Consider the following 19631-nt stretch of genomic DNA (forward strand, 5'->3'; position numbering starts at 1 on the left):
CTTGTAAAACGCCAGATGTACGGCCGAGGGAAAATCGACCTCCTTCAGGCCCGCGTCATTGGTGCCGGATAGAACTCTGACCACCAAAATTGCGTCAGAGCCAATATTCCACGCCGAAACACAATCTTAACGCAGGTAGTGGCTGCTCTTGAGAGTGCCTCGTCAGCATTTTCACAATGTCTGGCATGTCCTTGGTTATCCGGGCTAATGGCAAGTTGGCCTCCAGTTGAATAATAACCAGAAAACGCTTCATGCCAACCTCCTCACTCAACCCAGGGGACGCATCTTACCTGATTCTCTCGTGGGTGTGTGAAGGATAATGCTGGGATTTCTGTCCTATCCGGTCGTGGCCGATGCCAGCTGGAGCTGGGGCAATGTGGGCGCGATTGCAACCGGCGTCTCGGCCGGCTTCAAGGCGGCCAACCCTTCCGACACGCTGATGGACGCGGTCTATGCGCTGAAGGCCGGCTACCGCCAGAACGCCACCTTCGTGATGAACCGCAAGACGCAAGGGGAGATCCGCAAGTTCAAGGACGCCGACGGCAACTATCTCTGGCGCGCACCGGCCGGTCCCGGCCAGCCCGCTTCGCTGATGGGTTATCCGCTCGCCGAGGCGGAGGAGATGCCCGACATCGCCGCCGGCAGCCTCTCGATCGCCATCGGCGACTTCCGCTCCGGCTATCTCGTGGTGGACCGCACCGGAGTGCGCGTTCTGCGCGACCCCTATTCCGCCAAGCCCTACGTGCTCTTCTACACCACCAAACGCGTCGGCGGCGGCATCCAGAACTTCGAGGCGATCAAGCTGGTGAAGTTCGGGAGTTGAGTGCGTGAGTCGCGACTGGCGAATGGCGAGTAGCGAATAGGGGCGTGTAACGCCGCCCCTGGAGCGCCGATCCTGTTCACTCAGATCGGCGCTCCAGGCTCCCTTGTTGGAAGCATGATCGTGTCGATCCTCGCTTCACTCCGGTCGGATGATGCTCTCGCTTTCGTCCGAGCTGAGCAAAGCTTCCAACCGGGCGATGGCCTCCAGGAAGGCGGGAAAGACCATGCGCAGGCGGGTGAGATTTTCGATCACCCGTTCCGGCTTCAGGTCGATCCCGTATTTGTGGCGGACGAGGTGGCGAAAGCCTTTCAGCTCGAAAAGCGCATCGTAGAGCGCAGCGTCGAGAAGCGCAGGACGGATGCCGGCGATCTCCGCCGCCATCTGGTCGAGAATATCCTGGTGGGCGGAACCACCCGTCGGCACATAGTCGTCCACGTCCTTCGCGATGTTGAGCAGGGCATCCTCTATGCCGTTGTAAATGTTGTGGATACCGGAAGAAACGGCCGAGACTGCGCCCCAGTCGCCGGCCGCGACCTCCCCGGCATGGCGGGCATAGTAGTCTTCCATCTGCGCGAATTCGCGGGCCGTGCGGGCGAGCCGTGGCGAAAGCTTTGCAAAGGCTGGCAACCTAAACGGCGTCATGCAGGAACTCCTGGACCCGATCGGCTGTCAGATCCTCGGCGAAGATCAGATCGTAATCGAGGCCTGGCTGCCGGAAACAACCGGCTGCGAGACGCTCCAGCAAGCAGCGGGCCTGACGGTCCTGAGGCCCGTCAACAAGGACATCGACATCCGAATGACTGCCGAAATCGCCTCGCGCCAGCGAGCCGACGAGGGTGACGGCGATACCATGGTCGCGGGCGGCTGCAACGAACGCGGCCGCAGCCGTGGAGGCCATGGCATGCCGGCTTCGGCGGCGTTGGGCGATCAAGGCATCCATTCTGTTCATGCGGCTCTCCACGGGTGTCGCAAGGGTATCGCAAGGGCGCCCAAGCCGGAAGGCCGGGCCGCTGTGTTTTGAACGCTCTCTTTCCCGGAGACCACCATGACCATTACCGAACTGGCGCCTGCGGGCGGCGAGGCGATCTCGCTTGCCGAGGCGAAGGCCTTTTTGCGGGTGGAGGACGGCGCGGAGGATCAACTGATCCTCTCGCTGATCCGCACCGCGCGTGACCATCTGGAGCGGGAGACGGGTGTCGTGACGCTCACGCGGCCCTTCCGGCTCTATCTCGACGACTGGCCGGCGAAGAAGACGCTGGAGATCGGGCGGTTTCCCGTGACGAGCATCGAGGCGGTGACGCTTCATGATGCGGCGGGCCTGCCGGTGGCCGTCAACCTTTCGGGCTTCGTGCTGGCGGGGCGCGCGCTGCCGCCGCGGATTTTCCTGCCCTCGCGCCCGGCACCGCTGAGGGAGATGAGCGGGATCGAGATCGACTTCACCGCCGGTTTCGGCGAGACGGGTGCTGAGGTGCCGGATGGGCTGCGGCGCGCCATGCTGACTCATGTGGCCGCGATGTACGAGCTGCGCGGCGGGATCGATGCCGGCGACCAGCCGGCCATCGTGCCGCCGGGCTATGACCGGCTCGTCGCCCCCTATCGCATCCGGAGGCTCTGCCCCATGCGGCTTCCCCTCGACCCCGGGCGGCGCATCGATTGCCTTTGCCGCCGTCGCCGACCTCTGGGCGCTGATCGAGCCGCTGGCCATGCCGGTGCTCGAGGCGGCGGGCGAGGCGCGCTTCGAGGTGACCCATGCCGTCTGGCTGCGCCACCGCACCGACATCGTCGCCGGCATGCGGCTTCTGCTCGCCGGGCGGGCGCTGGCGATCCACTCCTTCCGCGACCCCGACGAGACGCGGCGCTACCTTGTCTGCCGCTGCACGGAGGAGGGACGATGAGCGCGGCCTCCGCACTTCAGGCGGCGATCGTCGCGCGGCTTGCGGGCGATGCGGCGCTCTCGGCAAAGATCGGCCCCGGCGGCATCCGCGAACGGCGCATCGACCGGCGCGACGGCCCGGCCATCGTCATCGTCGAGATCGACAGCCGCGATGTTTCGACCGGGACGGAGGCCGGCGAGGAACATCTGGTGACGCTGCAGGCGCTAAGCGCCGAAGGCGGCATGAAGACGGTGCAGGCGATCGCCAGCTATGTGCGCCGCCTGCTCGACAATGCAGGGCTGGTGCTTTCGGGCGCCGTGCTGGTGTCGATGTTTCATCGCCGGACGGTGTGCCGGCGCGATGCCGCGCTGAAGGGACATGTGGCGGACATGGTGTTTCGGGCGGTGACGGAGTGACAGCATGACGCACTCCAGGTTGTAGGAAGCCCTTATAAGTGGTCTAGTCCGCCCGGTGACAGTCAGGTTAGCGACTGGTTCGGGTTCCATCATGGCAAAAAGTATTGACGAAAATATTGACGCCATCGACATGCGGACGCATCATACCTCCGCGGAATTCGATTGGGATGACGGCAAGCACGCCAGCAACCTCGCAAAGCACGGGGTCGATTTCATCGATGTGCTGGCGGCGTTTGCCGACCCCGGCCGGAAGATCGTTCGAGACGGGAGCAGGGACTATGGCGAGGAACGCTATAACATGCTCGCCAGGCTCGACGGCCGCGTCTTTCACATCACCTTCACGCCGCGCGATCCGGTGACCTGGATCATCTCGGCACGAAAGGCGAATGACAGGGAGCAGAAGCGCTATGAGCGGCAAGCCTAAAAGGGGACGGGCGGTCCTCATCGACGGAAAGGCCTATGTGCGGGCCGCCGACGGCTCTCAGGTGCCGGCGGTGGGACGGACAGATTTCGCACGGCTCGACGCGATGAGCGCAGAGGAGATCGAGTCCGGGGCGGTATCGGACGCGGACGCGCTGACAATGAGCGACGACGACTGGGCGGCGGCCGAGGTCGCAAAACCCGCCAAGGTCGCCATGACCATGAAGCTCGACAGCGACGTACTGGATTGGTTCCGTGGCAACGGCAAGGGCTACCAGACGCGCATCAACGCGGTGCTTCGGCGCTACATGGAGGCGCAGAAGAAGGCGGGATAGAGTGGATGCCGTCACATACGCGGCGCTGCGATAGCCCTGTGGCAGACATTTTTTGATTTCCTGAAAAGGCGTCCTCTTTGGGGGGCGCCTTTTCGTTTTGGCGGAAGGAGCGGGTGATGGTGGCGCAGAAGGGCAGGGACATGCTCGTCAAGGTCAATGGCGGCAGTGGCTATGTGACCGTGGCGGGGCTGAGGGCGCGGAAAGTGTCGTTCAATGCGCAGGCTGTGGATGTGACGGACGCGGAATCGAGCGGGCGGTGGCGGGAGCTTCTGGGCGGGGCGGGCGTGCAGCGCGCCTCGATTTCGGGCGCCGGCATCTTCAAGGACCAGTCCTCGGATGCAACGCTGCGCAGTGCGCTCTTTGCCGGGACGCTCCTGACGCTGCAACTCGTCATCCCCGCCTTCGGGACGCTGGAAGGGCCGTTTCAGGTGACCGCGCTCGACTATTCCGGCCGGCATGACGGCGAGGTGCAGTTCGAGATGGCGCTGGAATCGGCCGGCGCCCTGACCTTCACGGTGCTCTGATGACGGGAACGCAACAGGTTTCGGGCAGGAGCGTCCGCCCCGGCCGTGCCAACCGGCATCGCGGCGAGGTGGAGGCGATCATCGATGGCGAACGACGCATCCTCTGCCTGACGCTCGGGAGCCTGGCGGAGCTGGAAACGGCCTTCGGGGCCGACAACCTCATGGCGCTCGCCGCGCGGTTTGCCGGCGGGCGGCTGTCGGCTGGCGACATCATCCGCATCCTCGCGGCAGGCCTGAGGGGCGGCGGCAACCTGATGGACGATGACGAGGTGGCGGCCATGACGGTCCATGGCGGACTGGCAGGCGCGGCGCGGCTGGTGGCCGAACTGCTGGCGGTGACCTTCGGCATCGACGGCGGCGAGGGACAGTCGCTCCCCGGGCAGGGTGCGGCGGCGTCCGGAGCGACAGCGGGAACGGGCTCCAAGCCAGGCGAAGGCGCAGATGCATCGACGGCGGGAACCGACCACGGGCCATGCGAAGGCGGAGGCGCTGCCGCGGACCCTTGAGGGCCGCGCCGGGCGGGAGCGAGGGTGCGCGGCGGGCCTTTCCCTGGGGGCTCGCGCTGCATCACGGCTTCTGCCTGTCGCGGCTTTCTCCCCGCGATTTCTGGGCAATGACGCCGCGCGAACTGGCGGCATCGATGGGCGCCTGTCGGCCGCACGGTGAGGCGCTGCCGCGCGGCGCGCTCTCGGCGATGATGGCGGCGTTTCCCGACGAGACCGGCTGACGGACCAACGTCAGTTCGACAGCATGTCTTTTGCCTGAAGCCGCGACACACTTTCAGGAGGCATGCTCCAGCGCAACGATGATGAAAGGAAAGACCATGGCGACGGAACCGATGGATTTCGCAGCGCACCGCGAGGATGCGGAGGCGCTGGAGCGGGTGCTGTCGGATCTCGAGGATCGCTCGCGCGCCTTCGGGGCGGCGATCACCGGCGCCCTTGCCTCGGCCACCCGCGGCGGAGAGGGGCTGGAGACCGTGCTGAAGAGCATCGCGCTCAGAATGTCCGACGTGGCGCTGTCGGCCGGGCTGAAGCCGCTGGAGTCGGCGCTCGGCACTGCGATCTCCGGTCTTGCCGGAACCTTGGCGGGCGGGGCCAAAAGCGGGGCCGGCCTTGCCACCGTGACGCCCTTCGCCGAGGGCGGTGTCGTGGCGGCACCCGCCTATTTCCCGATGGGTGGCGGCATGGGGCTGATGGGCGAGGCGGGGGCGGAGGCGATCCTGCCGCTGAAGCGCGGCAGCGATGGCGCGCTGGGCGTTGCGACCGATGGCGGCGGACAGCCGGTGCAGGTGGTGTTCAACGTGACGGCGCAGGATGCGGCGAGCTTCCGCAAGTCGGAAGGCCAGATCGCCGCCATGCTGGCACGCACCGTGGCGCGGGGCCGTCGGGGGCTTTGAGGGCTGCCGGGGGGGGGGAGCCGGAGGGGGCAGGCCGGCTGCGGACCGTGCCGACGTGGGCGCTCTGGCGGAAGGCATGGGCTGACGGGCTTCGCACCCCCTCATCTGCCTGCCGGCATCTTCTCCCCGCGGGGGAGAAGAGACCTGGAAGGGAGGGCTGCGTGTTCGTCTCTGGCCGGGGGATGGTTGCAAGGCGGCGCTTGCGCGCCGGCTGAGGGTGAGCCTCGCTGATTGTCCGATGGCGGCGGATCGACGGACAGGTTGGGTGATTGAGAACGGCGAGCCGGATGGTTCTCCGCCGACGGATTGCGCGTGGACGAAAAGGATGATCGGGCAATGGCTGACGGGTTTCACGAGGTGCGGTTTCCGCTGCGGCTGGCGCTTGGCGCCAGCGGCGGGCCGGTGCGGCGGACCGACATCGTCGATCTCTCGAATGGGCGGGAAACGCGCAACCGGCGCTGGCAGGACGCGCGACGGCGCTACGATGCGGGGTCGGGCCTGCGGAGCATCGACGATCTCTATGCGGTCGTCGCCTTTTTCGAGGCCCGCGCCGGGCAGCTCTACGGGTTCCGGTTTCGCGATCCCGTCGATTTCCAGTCCTGCGCGCCGGGTGCGACGCCGGCTCCGGGCGACCAGGTGATCGGCACGGGGGACGGGACACGCTGCGCCTTCCAGCTGGTCAAGACCTATGCCGATGCCAGCGGGGCGACACGCCGCGAAATCACAAAGCCCGTGGCAGGCAGCGTGGTGGTGGCGGTCAACGGCACCGTGAAGGCGGCCACGAGCTTTGCCGTGAACACGATCACCGGCATGGTGACGTTTCAGCCCGGCCATGTGCCGGCCGTGGGCGCAGTGGTGACGGCCGGCTTTGCCTTCGACGTACCGGTGCGTTTCGACACCGACCGGATCGAGGTCGATCTGTCGCGCTTCAAGGCGGGCAGCATTCCGAGCGTGCCGCTGGTGGAGATCCGCCCATGAGGACGATTCCCACGGGATTGGCGGCACGCCTCGAGGGTGACGCGACGACGCTGGCGCTGGCCTGGCGGGTGACGCGGCGCGACGGGACGGTGCTGGGCTTTACCGAGCATGACCGCGACCTCGTCTTTGCCGGCACGACCTTTCTGGCGGCGAGCGGCTTCCGGGGAAGCGAAAGCGAGGCGGCGGCGGGGCTTGCGGTGGAGGCCAATGCGGTGGCCGGGGGCTTTTCGAGCCTTGCCATCACGCAGGAGGACGTGGTGGCGGGGCGCTATGACGGCGCGGGGGTCGAGACCTTCCTGGTCGATTGGGCCGCGCCCGACCATCACCTGCTGCTGCGGCGCGAGGAGATCGGCGAGGTCGCGCTGTCCGGCGGGGCGTTCCGTGCCGAACTGAGGCGGCTGACGCACCGGCTGGATGCCGTCAAGGGACGCATCTACGGGCGGCGCTGCGATGCGGTGCTGGGCGACGGGCGCTGCCGTGTCGATCTGGCGGCGGCCGGACGCCGTCTCACGGGGACCGTTCTTGCCGTGGAAGACGGCCGGCGGCTGACGGTGTCGGGACTCTCCGGCGCTGCGGCGGGAGCGTTTTCGCTGGGTGTGCTGACACCGGGTGACGGTGGTCTTGAAGGCGTTGGGCTCGACATCGCCGATCACGCACGCACCGGCGGCGCGGATGTGCTGACGCTGTGGCTGCCGCCGCCGGTGCCGCTTTCCGTCGGGACGGCGTTTGCGGCGACGGTCGGCTGCAACAAGCGGTTCCAGACCTGCCGGGACCGATTTTCCAATGCGCTGAACTTTCGCGGCTTTCCGCACATGCCCGGCGGCGACTTCGCCTTCGGCTATGCGGACCGCGACAGCGTGCATGACGGGAGCCCGCTCTATGACGACTGAGGATCAGGGACAGCGGATCGTCGCGACCGCGCGCGGCTGGATCGGCACGCCCTATCGCCACCAGGCGAGCCGCAAGGGCGTGGGCTGCGATTGTCTGGGTCTGGTGCGCGGCATCTGGCGGGAGCTCTATGGACAGGAGCCGGAGGAACCGGCGCCCTACAGCGCCGACTGGGCCGAGCGAGGCGGCGAGGAACGCTTGCTGATGGCGGCCTTCCGGCATTTCGGCGCGCCGCTGCCGCTGGCCGAGGCGCGGGAAGGCGACGTGATCGTGCTGCGCTGGAAGGCCGGCGCCATCGCCAAGCATGCGGGTATCCTGTCGGCGCCGGACGGCTTCATCCATGCCTACGAGCAGGCGGCGGTGGTGGAATCACCGCTGGTGCGCGCCTGGCGGCGGCGGATTGCCGGCGTCTTCCGGTTTCCGCCGGTAGAGGACCGGTCCGCCTGAGGGCCTAGATCACGATATCACGGGAAGGATGCCGGCATGGCAACGATCATCCTGCAGGCGGCAGGCGCCGCACTCGGTTCTGTTTTCGGGCCGGCCGGTGCCATCCTCGGGCGGGCCGCGGGCGCGCTGGCGGGCAGTGCCATCGACCGCAGCCTGTTTGGTCAGGGTGGTGGCACGGTGGAACGCGGTCGGCTGTCGGCGGCGCGCATTCCGGGCGCCGAGGAGGGCGCGCCGGTCGCACGGGTCTATGGCACGGCGCGGGTCGCGGGCACGCTGATCTGGGCGACACGCTTCGAGGAAGAGGTGACCGTGGAGCGGGCCGGCGGCAAGGGCGGCGGCGGCACGCGGGTGGAGACCTTCACCTATTATGCCAATTTCGCGCTGGGGCTCTGCGAGGGGCCGATCGCCGGCATTCGTCGCGTCTGGGCGGACGGGCGGGAACTCGACCTGACGGAGATCGAGATGCGGCTGCATCGCGGAGGCGAGGACCAGTCGGTCGATCCGCTGATCGCGGCGAAACAGGGCACGGCGGCGCTGCCGGCCTATCGCGGGCTTGCCTATCTCGTCTTCGAGCGCTTTCCGCTCGACCGTTTCGGCAACCGCATTCCGGTGATCCATGCGGAAGTGTTGCGGCCGGTGGGCAGGCTCGAGCGCGACATCCGCGCCGTCACGATCATTCCGGGCGCGAGCGAGCACGGCTACGACCCCGCCGTGGTGCGCGAGACGACGGGCGACGGGGCCGGCCGGCTGATCAACCGCAACATCTTCCATGCCGGCAGCGACTGGGAGGCCTCGATCGACGAACTGCAGGCGCTGTGCCCGAACCTGGAGCGCGTGGCGCTTGTGGTGGCGTGGTTCGGGACGGACCTGCGCGCCGGTGCCTGCCGCATCCGGCCGAGCGTGGAGGTGCGCGAACGCCGCGACGAAAGCCGGGAATGGCAGGTGGCGGGGATCGACCGGGCGGGCGCGCATCTGGTGAGTGGCACGGCGGGTGCGCCGGCCTATGGGGGCACGCCCTCGGATGCCGGCGTGATGGCGGCGATCGCGGACCTTCGGGCACGCGGGCTGAAGGTCTATCTCTATCCCTTCCTGATGATGGACGTGCCACCCGGCAACGGCCTGCCCGACCCCTATGGCGCATCCGAACAGGCGGCCTATCCCTGGCGCGGGCGGCTGACATGCCATCCGGCACCCGGCCGCCCGGGCACGGTGGACGGGACGGCAGCCGGACGAACGGCCGTTGCCGCCTTTCTCGGCAGCACCGTCTTTGCCGATTTCGGTGTTTCAGGCGGTCTGCCGGTGGCGCCTGCCGGCGACGAGGGCTATCGCCGCTTCGTGCTGCACCATGCCAAGCTCGCCGCACTCTCGGGCGGGGTGGACGGGTTCATCATCGCCTCGGAAATGCGCGGGCTGACACGGGTGCGCGATCAGGCCGGCGCCTTTCCCTTCGTGGAGGGGCTGGCGGCGCTGGCCAGTGACGTGCGGGCGGCGCTGGGGCCGGCGACGAAGCTGACCTATGCGGCGGACTGGAGCGAATATGCCGGCCTCGACCTCGGCGGCGGGGCCTTCCGCTATCATCTCGACCCGCTCTGGGCCGTGCCCGCGATCGATGCGGTCGGGATCGATGCCTATCTGCCGCTCGCCGACTGGCGGGACAGGGATATCGGCAACGGCAACCCGGACGGTTTTGCCCATGCCGAGGACGATGCGGCCATGCGGGCGATGGTCGCCGGCGGCGAGGGATACGACTGGTATTATGCCAGCGATGCGGACCGGACGGCGCGCATCCGCACACCGATCACGGACGGGCTGGCGGGCAAGCCCTGGGTCTACCGGGTCAAGGACATCGCAAACTGGTGGGCAAACCGGCACTACGACCGGACGGCTTCCGGCGAAAGCGCGGTGCCGACCGCCTGGCTGCCCGGCATGAAGCCGGTCTGGTTCACCGAACTCGGCTGCCCCGCCATCGACCACGGCGCCAACCAGCCGAACGTCTTCGTCGATCCGAAATCGGCCGAATCGGCACGGCCATACTTCTCGCGCGGGCGGCGCAGCGATGCCATGCAGCGGCGCTACCTGGATGCGATGCTCTCCCACTGGGCTGAGGCGGGCGGGCCGGTCGATCCCGCCCACATCTTCGTCTGGACCTGGGATGCGCGGCCCCTGCCGGCCTTTCCGCTGAACCGGAGGCTCTTTGCCGATGCCGCCAACTGGGCGACCGGGCACTGGCTGAACGGGCGGCTGGGGGGCGGCACGCTCCGGGACATCGTGGCGGCGATCCTTTCCGATCATGGCGTCACGGATGCGGATCTCACCGCCCTCTCTGGCGATCTCGACGGCATCGTGCAGGACGGGCCGGCCTCGGCGCGCAGCCTGCTGGAGCCGCTGATGGCGCTCCACGGCATTGTCGCGGCCGAAAGCGGCGGGCGGCTGACGCTGTCGGTGCCGGCGCGGCTTGCAGCTCCGGCGCGGATGGTGAGCGTTCTCGCGGAGCCGGAGGAGGGTGGGCGGATCGAGGAGACGATCGGCCATGCCGCCGACTTCGCCAGCGGCGCGGTCCTCGACCTCTACGACGCCAACAGGGATTACGAGCGCCGCACCCTGCGGTCTCGCCGTCTCGGCCCGCCGGGCGAGCGCACGCTGAGCCTCGCGCTGCCCGGCACGCTGCACGAGACGGCGGCGGAGGCGGCGATGGAGGCGGCCCTCGCCGACCATCAACTGGCGCGGCGGCGGCTGAGCTTCTCTCTGCCGCCATCGGAGATCGCGGTGGAGCCGGGCGACCGGCTGCGGCTTTCGGGCGAGGGTCAAGGCGGTGACGGATCCATGGGGGACTGGCCCATGGGCGAATGGCTGGTAGAGCGGATCGAGGACGGGGCGATGCGGCGCATCGAGGCGCGGGCCTTTGCGGGCGGCGCCGCGATTTCGGCGTCGGCGGGCGAGACGGTGACCTCGGGCGGCGGCCGGGCGGCCTCCGATGGCTATCAGCCGGCCGTGCTCCTGATGGACCTGCCGGTGATCGGGCCGGGCACGCCGGAAAGCTTCGCGAGCGCGGCCATTCTGGCGCGGCCGTGGAAGGCGACGGTGCTCTCCTCCTCCGCGACGACCGAAGGCTACCGGCTGCGCTGCCGCGTGGACCGGCCGGCGCGGATGGGGCGGCTGGCAGACGGGCTGGGGCCGGGCATTTCCGGGCGGTTCGACCGGCGGCGGGCGCTTCTGGTGGATCTCTCCTTCGGCGGGCTCTCGTCCGTGACGCCGGCCGAGGTGCTGGGCGGCGCGAACCGGGCCGCGCTGGTGGCCGAAGACGGGCGGCTGGAGGTGATCGCTTTCACGACGGCGGAGGAAGTGGCGGCCGGGCGCTTCCGGCTGACGGGTCTGCTGCGCGGCCTCTTCGGCACGGAGGATCAGGGTGCGGCGGGCTTTGCCGCGGGCGACCGCTTCGTCCTGCTGGATGGCGCGGTGACTTCGCTTTCGCTCGGCGCCGACGAGATGGGGCGGGCTTTCAACTGGATTGCGGAAGCGGCCGGGCGCGGTCTGCCGCCGGCCGGGCCGCAGCGCTTTTCCGGTGGGGAAAGGGCGGTTACGCCGCTTTCGCCGGTGCATCTGAGAGCGCGCCGGCAGGCCGACGGCGCCGTACGCTTCACCTGGCTGCGCAGGGCCCGGATCGATGCCGATGGCTGGTTCGACGGCGAGGTGCCGCTGGACGAGCCGGAGGAGCGCTACCGGATCGACATCCTCTCGGGCGCCACGGTGCTGCGCAGCGCCGAAACAGCCACCAATGGCTGGACCTACGAGGCGGCCGAGGAAGCCGCTGATTTCGGCTCTCCGCAGGCCGGGATCGCCATTCGCGTGCGCCAGGTGGGCGCGCGCATCGCCAATGGCGTGGCAGCGACCGCGCTCGTGTCGCCGTAACGCAGAGCTTTACCCGCAACAGCAAAGGAGAGGCACATGCCGGACATGAAGAACTGGTACGAATCGAAGGCGGTCTGGGGCGGCATCGTCGCAGCCGGGGCCTCGCTGGCAGGGCTCTTGGGAGTGGATCTGCCCGACGGCGCCGGTCACGATCTCGTGGAGGCGCTGACGGCGCTCGCGGGCGCGATCGGCGGCCTCGTTGCCGTCTACGGCCGGATTTCCGCCGACAAGCGCCTGAAGTGAGAAATGCTGCGGATGCGAAGGAGGCGGCCAACATTCATTCCGCATTCAGCCGCAATGGGATAAACCCTTGACCACGATCGCATCCCTGTCGAAAGTGCAACCATGTCGTCACCGATCCTCATAGCCATGCTTGCTGTCGGACTGTCCGGCCAGAGCGCTCCGCCGCGTGCGGATGGCGGGGCCGTGCTCGTGGCTGCCGAAGACTGCGCCGCCGCCGCCGCCCGGGTCGTTGCCGAAACGGGCGGCATCCTGCTCTCTGCCATTCCCAGAAGCGACGGGACCTGCGAGGTCATCGTGCTCAAGAACAAGGACGGCGAGCGGCGCGAGAAGATCATCCGCCGCGAACAGCCCTGATCGGATCGATGCGCCGAGAGGCTGCATTTTCATCATGATCGGCTGTCAGGATGAACAGACCGGCCACCCGCAGGCGGCCGAAAGGGAGCTTTGAGACGATGCGCATACTCGTGGTCGAGGACGACGAAAACCTGAACCGGCAGCTGGCCGAGGCCCTGAAGGAAGCAGGCTATGTCGTCGATCAGGCCCATGACGGCGAGGAAGGCCATTTTCTTGGCGATACCGAACCGTATGATGCCGTGATCCTCGATATCGGCCTGCCGGAGATGGATGGCATCACCGTGCTCGAAAAATGGCGTGCTGCGGCCAAGCGCATGCCGGTGCTGATCCTGACGGCCCGCGATCGCTGGAGCGACAAGGTGAGCGGCATCGACGCCGGCGCCGACGACTATGTGACGAAGCCCTTCCATGTGGAGGAGGTGCTGGCCCGCATCCGCGCGCTGATCCGCCGTGCGGCCGGCCATGCGAGCTCCGAGATTGTCTGCGGCCCCGTGCGCCTCGACACCAAGGGCTCCAAGGCGACCGTGGACGGCGTGGCGCTGAAGCTGACCTCGCACGAGTTCCGGCTCCTGTCCTACCTCATGCACCACATGGGACAGGTGGTCTCCCGCACCGAGCTGGTCGAGCACATGTACGACCAGGATTTCGACAGGGATTCCAACACGATCGAGGTCTTCGTCGGGCGGCTGCGCAAGAAGATCGGCAACGACCTGATCGAGACCGTGCGCGGCCTCGGCTACCGGATGCAAGCACCCGGCAATGGCCATTAGATCCCTCACGGTCCGCGTTCTCCTGGTCTCGACCATCTGGGCGGCGCTGGCGCTGGTCGTCACCGGCGTCACAATCTCGACGCTCTACCGGCGCGGCTCGGAACGCGGCTTCCAGGATCTGCTGCGCGCGCAGCTCTACAACGTCATCAACTCCGTGACCGTCAACGACAAAGCGGCCCTGTCGGGCAGCCCGCAGCTCGGCGACCTCAGGTTCTCGCAGCCGCAGACCGGCTGGTACTGGATCGTGGAGCCGATCGGCGAGTTCAAGACTACGCCGCTCGTCTCAACCTCGCTCGGCTCCGGCACCCTGCCGATCGTCAGCGTCGACGAGGTGCCCTTCGACTTCCGCTACGAGCGCTTCTACACCACCAAGGACAGCTTCGGGAACGAGGTGGAGGTGGCCGAGACCGAAGTGGTGCTCGACATTGACGGGCGCACGGCGCGCTTTCGCGTTGCCGGCAACCGCGCGGTGCTGGAAGCCGACGTCAACGCCTTCGACCGCAACCTGACGATCGCGCTCTCCATCTTCGGCCTCGGCGGTCTCGGCATGAACGCGCTCGCCATTCTCTTCGGCCTTCGCCCGCTCGATGGCGCGCGCCGCTCGCTGGAGAAGATCCGGGGCGGGGAGAGCGAACGTCTGGACGGCGAATTCCCGCGCGAAATCATGCCGCTGGCAACCGAGATGAATGCGCTGATCGAAAGCAACCGGCGCATCGTGGAACGCGCCCGCATGCAGGTCGGCAATCTCGCCCATTCGCTGAAAACGCCGATCGCGGTGCTCCTCAACGAGGCACGGGTTCTGGAGGCGCCGCATTCGGACGTGATCCGCATGCAGGCCGAGGCCATGCAGTCGCAGGTGCAATCCTATCTGAACCGTGCCCGCATCGCCGCCCAGCGCGAAACGGTTCTCGCGCGAACCGATGTGGAGCCGACGCTGGAACGGCTGATCCGCGTGATGCGCCGCCTGCATGCCGAGCGGGTCTTCACGCTCGACATCGACCCGCCGGTGCTGATTCTCGCCATGGAACAGCAGGATCTGGAGGAGACGGTCGGCAATCTGCTCGAAAACGCCGCTCGCTTTGCGGTGAACGAGGTCAGGATCACCGTAAGGCCGGCGCAGGAGGGTGTCAGCGGACCGGATGCGGCGCGCAAGCACTGGGCGACGATCGATGTCGAGGATGACGGACCGGGGCTGGAGCCGGACGAGATCGCCTATGCGTTGAAGCGCGGCCGGCGGCTGGACGAAAGCAAGCCGGGCACCGGTCTCGGCCTTTCCATCGTGTCAGAGATCGTCTCCGAATATCAGGGCACGCTCAGCCTGTCGCGCAGTGCCCTTGGCGGGCTGAAGGCCGATCTCGTGCTGCCGGTGGCGACCTGATCTGCGGAAAGCGATCGAAAACCGGGGCTTGCGATTGCGTCGCCGGCCGGTGAGTGTCAAAAGGCGAGCAGGGTGCCGGGCCGAAGGACAGCGGCTTTCGTCACCCGGTCGATGCGTGGTTGGATGGAAGGGGTATCATGGTCACGGCGGTGAAGCGGCTGGATGTTGGGGCGAAGGCTTTGGGCGTGGCGCTGACATGCATGGCCATGGCCGGCTGCACAACGGCGGGACGCGGAACGCTCGGTGCCGGTGCCGCAGCCCCGACGGGGTCGCAGGCCTATCTCGCCGCCTTGCAGGGCGGCATCATCGGCCGCCTGCCGGTCGACGATATCAGCAAGGCCGACCGCCAGCGGGCACTCGAAGCCGAATATCGCGCCCTGGAAGCCGCACCCGGCGGCCAGCCCGTGGCCTGGAAGGGCAGCGACATCTCCGGCGAAGTGGTGGCCGCCGCACCCTATCAGGTGGGGTCGCAGAACTGCCGCCAGTACAGCCACACGATCGTTTCCGGCAGCCAGACCCAGACCGCGCGCGGTTCGGCCTGCCGCAACCCGGACGGCAGCTGGACGCCGCTCGGCTGACGGCGCATGCCATGCGGCAATCTGGACTTGCGGCGAAACGCCTCAAATTTCGGTGTGGCCTGTCTTTGATGTTGGAATAGGCAGGGCCGCATAGTAATTGAGCGGTATGCTTTTCTGGATCATCGTGTCGGCCTTGACGGCCGCAGCCGCCGCCCTTCTGATGTTGCCGCTTCTGCGGGCCGGCCGCGCTTCGGCTGCAGCCGCCGTGGGGCACGATGTCTCCGTCTATCGCGACCAGCTGGACGAGCTGGAACGCGACCGGGCCTCGGGGCTCATCACAGCCAGCGAGGCGGAACTGGCGCGGGCCGAAATCGCCCGCCGCCTCTTTGCTGCAACGGACGCCGCGGCCAAGGCCACGGCCGTCGGCGGATCGCCGCTGGTGCGCCGCATCGGTTTCGCGCTGATCTTCCTCTGTCTTCCCGCCATCGGGCTCGGCTTCTACCTCAGGACCGGCAGCCCCGAAATGCCCGACCAGCCGCTGGCGGCGCGTCTTGCCAATCCCGGCGACGACATGAACGTGCTCGTCGCACGCGCCGAAAACCATCTGGCGACCAACCCCGGTGACGGCGCCGGCTGGGATCTGCTGGCGCCGATCTACATGCGTGCCGGACGGTTCGACGATGCCGCCAACGCCTATGCCAAGGCGCTCGATATTCTCGGCTCGACCCCCGACCGTCTCGGCGGCTATGCCGAAGCGCAGATTGCGCTTTCTGGCGGTCTCGTGACCACCGATGCGCAGGAAGCGTTGCAGAAGGCGCTCGTGATCGATCCGAAAGATGCCCGCGCACAGTTCTATTTGGCGCTCGGGCTTGAGCAGGAAGGCAAGCGCGAAGAGGCCCTGAAGGCTTTTGAAGCGCTGGCCGCCCAGGCTCCCAAGGATGCGCCGTGGCTGGGCGCCGTCAACGATCACGTGACGCTGCTGAAGAGCGGCGAGGCGCCGCAGCAGACGGCCGGCGCCAACGGCACGGCCAACACCGATCCGAAAGCGCCCGGTAACCCGACCGCCGAAGACGTGGCGGCCGCCTCCGGCATGGCGAGCGGTGATCGCCAGCAGATGATCCAGGGCATGGTGGACGGGCTTGCCGCCAAGCTGAAGGACGATCCGAAGAACATCGAGGGCTGGGCCCGCCTTATTCGTTCCTATGTTGTGCTGAATCAAAGGGACAAGGCCGCCGATGCCTTAGGCACGGGGCTGAAGACCTTCCCGGCCGACGGCGCGGAAGGGCAGCAACTGCTGGCGCTGGCCAAGGATCTCGGCCTGCCGGCACCGGGCGAGGGGAACGGCCAATGACACGCAAGCAGAAGCGACTGGCAATCATCGGCGGCGGGGTCAGCTTCCTGCTGGCCGCAGTGCTTCTGGTGATGTTCGCCTTCAGCCAGGCGGTGGCCTATTTCTACATGCCGGAGGATCTGGCCAAGACCCCGATCCCGCCGGAGACCCGCATCCGTCTCGGCGGGCTGGTGGCGGAAGGCTCGGTGAAGCGCGGCGAAGGCTCGACCGTCAGCTTCTCGGTGACCGACAACCACAACACGGTTCCCGTCACCTACACCGGCATCCTGCCCGATCTCTTCCGCGAAGGGCAGGGCGTGGTGACCGAAGGCAGGTTCGAGCCGGGCAATCCGGTTTTCGTTGCCGATACGGTGCTGGCAAAGCATGATGAGAAATACATGCCCAAGGAAGTCGCCGACCGCCTGAAGCAACAGGGCGTGTGGCAGGGCGGCGAGGCTGAGGGTGCGGCCAATCAGGGCGCGCCGAATCAAGGCGCAAATGCCACTACCGGGAGCGGGGCGACGCAATGATCATCGAGATCGGGCATTATGCGCTGGTGCTCGCACTGGCAACCGCCATCATCCAGTCCATCCTGCCCGTGATCGGAAGTCTGCGTGGTGACAGCGCGACCATGTCGGTCGGCTCGACGGCCGCACTCGCGACCTTCCTGCTCGTCGCGATCTCCTTTGCCGCGCTCACGCATGGCTACATCGTCTCGGACTTCTCGGTGAGCAACGTGTGGGAAAACTCCCACTCGATGAAGCCGATGATCTACAAGATCTCGGGCGTGTGGGGGAACCACGAGGGCTCGATGATGCTCTGGCTGCTCATCCTGACCTTCTTCTCCGCGCTCGTCGTCATCTTCGGCCGCAACCTGCCGGAACGGCTGAAGGCGACGGTGCTCGCCGTGCAGGCCTGGATCGCCACCGCCTTCGCGCTCTTCATCCTGCTCACCTCCAATCCCTTCATCCGGCTGACGCCCGCACCCGGCGAGGGGCGCGACCTCAATCCCGTGCTGCAGGACGTGGGCCTCGCGATCCATCCGCCGCTGCTCTATCTCGGCTATGTCGGCTTCTCGGTCTGCTTCTCCTTTGCCGTCGCCGCGCTCATCGAGGGCCGGCTGGACGCCGCCTGGGCGCGCTGGGTGCGCCCCTGGACGCTCGCCGCCTGGTCCTTCCTGACGGCCGGCATCGCCATGGGCTCCTACTGGGCCTATTACGAGCTCGGCTGGGGCGGCTGGTGGTTCTGGGATCCGGTCGAGAACGCCTCGTTCATGCCCTGGCTCGCCGGTACGGCGCTGCTGCATTCGGCCCTCGTCATGGAAAAGCGCGAGGCGCTGAAGATCTGGACGGTGCTGCTCGCCATCATCACCTTCTCCTTGTCGCTGCTCGGCACCTTCCTGGTGCGCTCCGGCGTGCTGACATCGGTGCATGCCTTTGCGACCGACCCGACGCGCGGCGTCTTCATCCTCGCCATCCTCTGCATCTTCATCGGCGGCGCCTTCTCGCTCTTTGCGCTGCGGGCGGCGCGGCTGAAGGCGGGCGGGCTCTTCGCGCCGATCTCGCGCGAGGGCGCGCTGGTCTTCAACAACCTGATTCTGACGACCGCGACGGCGACGGTGCTGACCGGCACGCTCTATCCGCTGGTGCTGGAAGGGCTGACGGGCGAGAAGATTTCGGTCGGCGCACCCTTCTTCAACATGACCTTTGGGCTGCTGATGCTGCCGCTTCTGTTTGCCGTGCCCTTCGGCCCTCTGCTGGCCTGGAAGCGCGGCGACCTTCTGGCCGCCGGCCAGCGCCTCTTTGCCGCCGCCGGCATCGGCATCGTCGCGGCGCTCGTCTGGGCCTATGTGGAGACCGGCGCGCCGGTGCTCGCCTATGCGGGGCTGGCGCTCGGCTTCTACCTCATCGTCGGCTCCTTTGCCGATCTCTGGATGCGCTCGGCTATCGGCAAAGTCGCGCCGTCGGTCGCCTGGCGGCGCTTTTCCGGCCTGCCGCGCTCGGCCTATGGCACGGCGCTTGCCCATGCCGGCCTCGGCGTGACACTGATCGGCATCATTGCCGTGACGGCCTTTCAGGAAGAGATCGTCGTCGAAATGAAGCCCGGCATGACGGCGGAAGCCGGCGGCTATACGCTGACCTTCGATGGCATGCGCAGCGGGCAGGGACCGAACTACACCGAACAATCCGCCCACTTCACCGTGTCGAAGGCCGGCGTGCAGGTGACCGACATCTGGTCCTCCAAGCGGCTCTACACCGCCCGCCGCATGCCGACGACGGAAGCCGGCATCCGCACCTTCGGCCTCAGCCAGCTCTACGTGTCGCTGGGCGACCCGATGGCCGATGGCGGCATCGTCGTGCGCGTCTGGTGGAAGCCGGTGATTCTCTGCATCTGGTTCGGCGCTCTCTTCATGATGGCCGGGGGCGCGATCTCGCTCACCGACCGTCGCCTGCGCGTCGGTGCGCCCGCCAAGGCGCGCCGCCCGGTGAAAACCTCGATGCCGGAGCCGGCCGAATGATCCGCCGCACGCTGATCGCCGCCCTGCTTCTCGCCGCATCGGCCCTGCCGACGCTTGCCGTCAATCCCGACGAGGTGCTGGCCGATCCGGCGCTGGAAGCCCGTGCCCGTGCCTTGTCGGCGCAACTGCGCTGCATGGTCTGCCAGAACCAGTCGATCGACGATTCCAATGCCGAACTGGCCAAGGACCTGCGGGTGCTGGTGCGCGAACGCCTCACCAATGGCGACAGCGACCAGGCGGTGATCGACTACGTCGTCTCGCGCTATGGCGAATTCGTGCTGCTGAAGCCGCGTTTCGAGACCAAAACGCTGATCCTGTGGGGCGCGCCCGTCGTGCTGTTGCTGCTGGGCGGCACGGCCATGGCCTTTGCTGCCCGGCGCCGGGCCGGCCGCGTGACGGGCGTTGCGCTCTCGGATGCCGAGGCCAAGCGCCTGTCGGCACTGCTTTCGGACCGCGAGCGCGGTTGATTGCGCCCAATCCTGTTCTGCGCGCCAGGCAAACATTACC

Annotated in this window: 23 protein-coding genes and 3 pseudogenes; 23 read left to right on the plus strand and 3 right to left on the minus strand. The window is 67.6% G+C overall.

What is annotated here, in order from left to right:
- Nucleotides 1–94 precede the first annotated feature (94 nt).
- On the minus strand, nt 95–253 hold the full coding sequence (locus ACED18_RS00005) for a hypothetical protein (protein WP_377287787.1): 159 nt from the start codon (nt 251–253) through the stop codon (nt 95–97).
- 72 nt (nt 254–325) lie between these two features.
- Between ACED18_RS00005 and ACED18_RS00010 the strand changes: the two are divergent.
- Nucleotides 326–823 (plus strand): annotated as a pseudogene (locus tag ACED18_RS00010) (phage major capsid protein); the annotation flags it as partial.
- Between the two features lie 135 nt (nt 824–958).
- Here the strand turns inward: ACED18_RS00010 and ACED18_RS00015 are convergent.
- Both ACED18_RS00015 and ACED18_RS00020 read right to left on the minus strand, forming a co-directional pair.
- Nucleotides 959–1465, minus strand: a complete 507-nt coding sequence (locus ACED18_RS00015) for a hypothetical protein (protein ID WP_377287789.1) — start codon at nt 1463–1465, stop codon at nt 959–961.
- Entirely contained in the window at nt 1452–1772 is a 321-nt protein-coding gene (locus tag ACED18_RS00020) for a nucleotidyltransferase domain-containing protein (protein WP_377287791.1), read from the minus strand. The genes ACED18_RS00015 and ACED18_RS00020 overlap by 14 nt, the downstream gene beginning before the upstream one ends.
- 96 nt (nt 1773–1868) lie before the next feature.
- Here ACED18_RS00020 and ACED18_RS00025 point away from each other — a divergent pair.
- The 22 genes and pseudogenes from ACED18_RS00025 to ACED18_RS00130 all read left to right on the plus strand — a co-directional run.
- Nucleotides 1869–2414 (plus strand): annotated as a pseudogene (locus ACED18_RS00025) (phage head-tail connector protein); the annotation flags it as partial.
- Complete coding sequence (locus tag ACED18_RS00030) at nt 2398–2718, plus strand: phage head closure protein (protein WP_377290947.1); 321 nt, start codon at nt 2398–2400, stop codon at nt 2716–2718. The pseudogene ACED18_RS00025 and the gene ACED18_RS00030, both read left to right, overlap by 17 nt.
- Nucleotides 2715–3113 carry a DUF3168 domain-containing protein gene (locus ACED18_RS00035; protein WP_377290949.1) on the plus strand — a complete coding sequence of 133 codons (399 nt, stop codon included), beginning with the start codon at nt 2715–2717 and terminating at the stop codon, nt 3111–3113. Before ACED18_RS00030 ends, ACED18_RS00035 begins: the two co-directional genes overlap by 4 nt.
- Before the next feature lie 91 nt (nt 3114–3204).
- The gene (locus ACED18_RS00040; RefSeq protein ID WP_377287793.1) at nt 3205–3537 is read left to right on the plus strand and encodes a BrnT family toxin; all 333 of its coding nucleotides are present in this window, start codon (nt 3205–3207) and stop codon (nt 3535–3537) included.
- Nucleotides 3521–3868: a BrnA antitoxin family protein gene (locus tag ACED18_RS00045; RefSeq protein ID WP_377287795.1), complete on the plus strand. Its 348-nt coding sequence runs from the start codon at nt 3521–3523 to the stop codon at nt 3866–3868. The genes ACED18_RS00040 and ACED18_RS00045 overlap by 17 nt, the downstream gene beginning before the upstream one ends.
- 116 nt (nt 3869–3984) lie before the next feature.
- A complete protein-coding gene (locus ACED18_RS00050) occupies nt 3985–4392 on the plus strand; it encodes a phage major tail protein, TP901-1 family (RefSeq protein ID WP_377287797.1) in 408 nt (135 codons plus the stop codon).
- A pseudogene (locus ACED18_RS00055) lies at nt 4392–4769 on the plus strand (gene transfer agent family protein); the annotation flags it as partial. The gene ACED18_RS00050 and the pseudogene ACED18_RS00055, both read left to right, overlap by 1 nt.
- Before the next feature lie 125 nt (nt 4770–4894).
- The gene (locus ACED18_RS00060; RefSeq protein ID WP_377287799.1) at nt 4895–5119 is read left to right on the plus strand and encodes a rcc01693 family protein; all 225 of its coding nucleotides are present in this window, start codon (nt 4895–4897) and stop codon (nt 5117–5119) included.
- A 96-nt stretch (nt 5120–5215) separates the two neighbouring features.
- Nucleotides 5216–5791: a phage tail tape measure protein gene (locus tag ACED18_RS00065; protein ID WP_377287801.1), complete on the plus strand. Its 576-nt coding sequence runs from the start codon at nt 5216–5218 to the stop codon at nt 5789–5791.
- Nucleotides 5792–6127: 336 nt separating this feature from the next.
- Complete coding sequence (locus ACED18_RS00070) at nt 6128–6769, plus strand: TIGR02217 family protein (protein ID WP_377287803.1); 642 nt, start codon at nt 6128–6130, stop codon at nt 6767–6769.
- On the plus strand, nt 6766–7659 hold the full coding sequence (locus tag ACED18_RS00075) for a DUF2163 domain-containing protein (RefSeq protein WP_377287805.1): 894 nt from the start codon (nt 6766–6768) through the stop codon (nt 7657–7659). The genes ACED18_RS00070 and ACED18_RS00075 overlap by 4 nt, the downstream gene beginning before the upstream one ends.
- Nucleotides 7649–8104: an NlpC/P60 family protein gene (locus ACED18_RS00080; protein ID WP_377287807.1), complete on the plus strand. Its 456-nt coding sequence runs from the start codon at nt 7649–7651 to the stop codon at nt 8102–8104. Before ACED18_RS00075 ends, ACED18_RS00080 begins: the two co-directional genes overlap by 11 nt.
- A gap of 36 nt (nt 8105–8140) precedes the next feature.
- The gene (locus ACED18_RS00085; protein ID WP_377287809.1) at nt 8141–12013 is read left to right on the plus strand and encodes a glycoside hydrolase/phage tail family protein; all 3873 of its coding nucleotides are present in this window, start codon (nt 8141–8143) and stop codon (nt 12011–12013) included.
- Nucleotides 12014–12049: 36 nt separating this feature from the next.
- Nucleotides 12050–12256 carry a hypothetical protein gene (locus tag ACED18_RS00090; RefSeq protein WP_377287811.1) on the plus strand — a complete coding sequence of 69 codons (207 nt, stop codon included), beginning with the start codon at nt 12050–12052 and terminating at the stop codon, nt 12254–12256.
- 102 nt (nt 12257–12358) lie between these two features.
- Entirely contained in the window at nt 12359–12610 is a 252-nt protein-coding gene (locus tag ACED18_RS00095; RefSeq protein ID WP_377287813.1) for a hypothetical protein, read from the plus strand.
- 98 nt (nt 12611–12708) lie between these two features.
- Entirely contained in the window at nt 12709–13380 is a 672-nt protein-coding gene (feuP, locus tag ACED18_RS00100) for a two-component system response regulator FeuP (protein ID WP_377287815.1), read from the plus strand.
- Nucleotides 13370–14758: an ATP-binding protein gene (locus tag ACED18_RS00105; protein WP_377287817.1), complete on the plus strand. Its 1389-nt coding sequence runs from the start codon at nt 13370–13372 to the stop codon at nt 14756–14758. The genes feuP and ACED18_RS00105 overlap by 11 nt, the downstream gene beginning before the upstream one ends.
- Before the next feature lie 137 nt (nt 14759–14895).
- A complete protein-coding gene (locus tag ACED18_RS00110; RefSeq protein WP_377287819.1) occupies nt 14896–15336 on the plus strand; it encodes a hypothetical protein in 441 nt (146 codons plus the stop codon).
- 106 nt (nt 15337–15442) lie between these two features.
- On the plus strand, nt 15443–16627 hold the full coding sequence (gene ccmI, locus ACED18_RS00115) for a c-type cytochrome biogenesis protein CcmI (protein ID WP_377290951.1): 1185 nt from the start codon (nt 15443–15445) through the stop codon (nt 16625–16627).
- Nucleotides 16624–17136, plus strand: a complete 513-nt coding sequence (ccmE, locus tag ACED18_RS00120) for a cytochrome c maturation protein CcmE (RefSeq protein ID WP_377287821.1) — start codon at nt 16624–16626, stop codon at nt 17134–17136. Before ccmI ends, ccmE begins: the two co-directional genes overlap by 4 nt.
- Complete coding sequence (locus tag ACED18_RS00125; RefSeq protein WP_377287823.1) at nt 17133–19124, plus strand: heme lyase CcmF/NrfE family subunit; 1992 nt, start codon at nt 17133–17135, stop codon at nt 19122–19124. Before ccmE ends, ACED18_RS00125 begins: the two co-directional genes overlap by 4 nt.
- Nucleotides 19121–19591 (plus strand): cytochrome c-type biogenesis protein CcmH, encoded by a 471-nt coding sequence (locus ACED18_RS00130; RefSeq protein ID WP_377287825.1) that lies wholly within the window; start codon nt 19121–19123, stop codon nt 19589–19591. Before ACED18_RS00125 ends, ACED18_RS00130 begins: the two co-directional genes overlap by 4 nt.
- Nucleotides 19592–19631 lie beyond the last annotated feature (40 nt).

Source organism: Rhizobium sp. SG2393, assembly GCF_042610495.1.
In the GTDB taxonomy this organism is placed as follows: domain Bacteria; phylum Pseudomonadota; class Alphaproteobacteria; order Rhizobiales; family Rhizobiaceae; genus RU20A.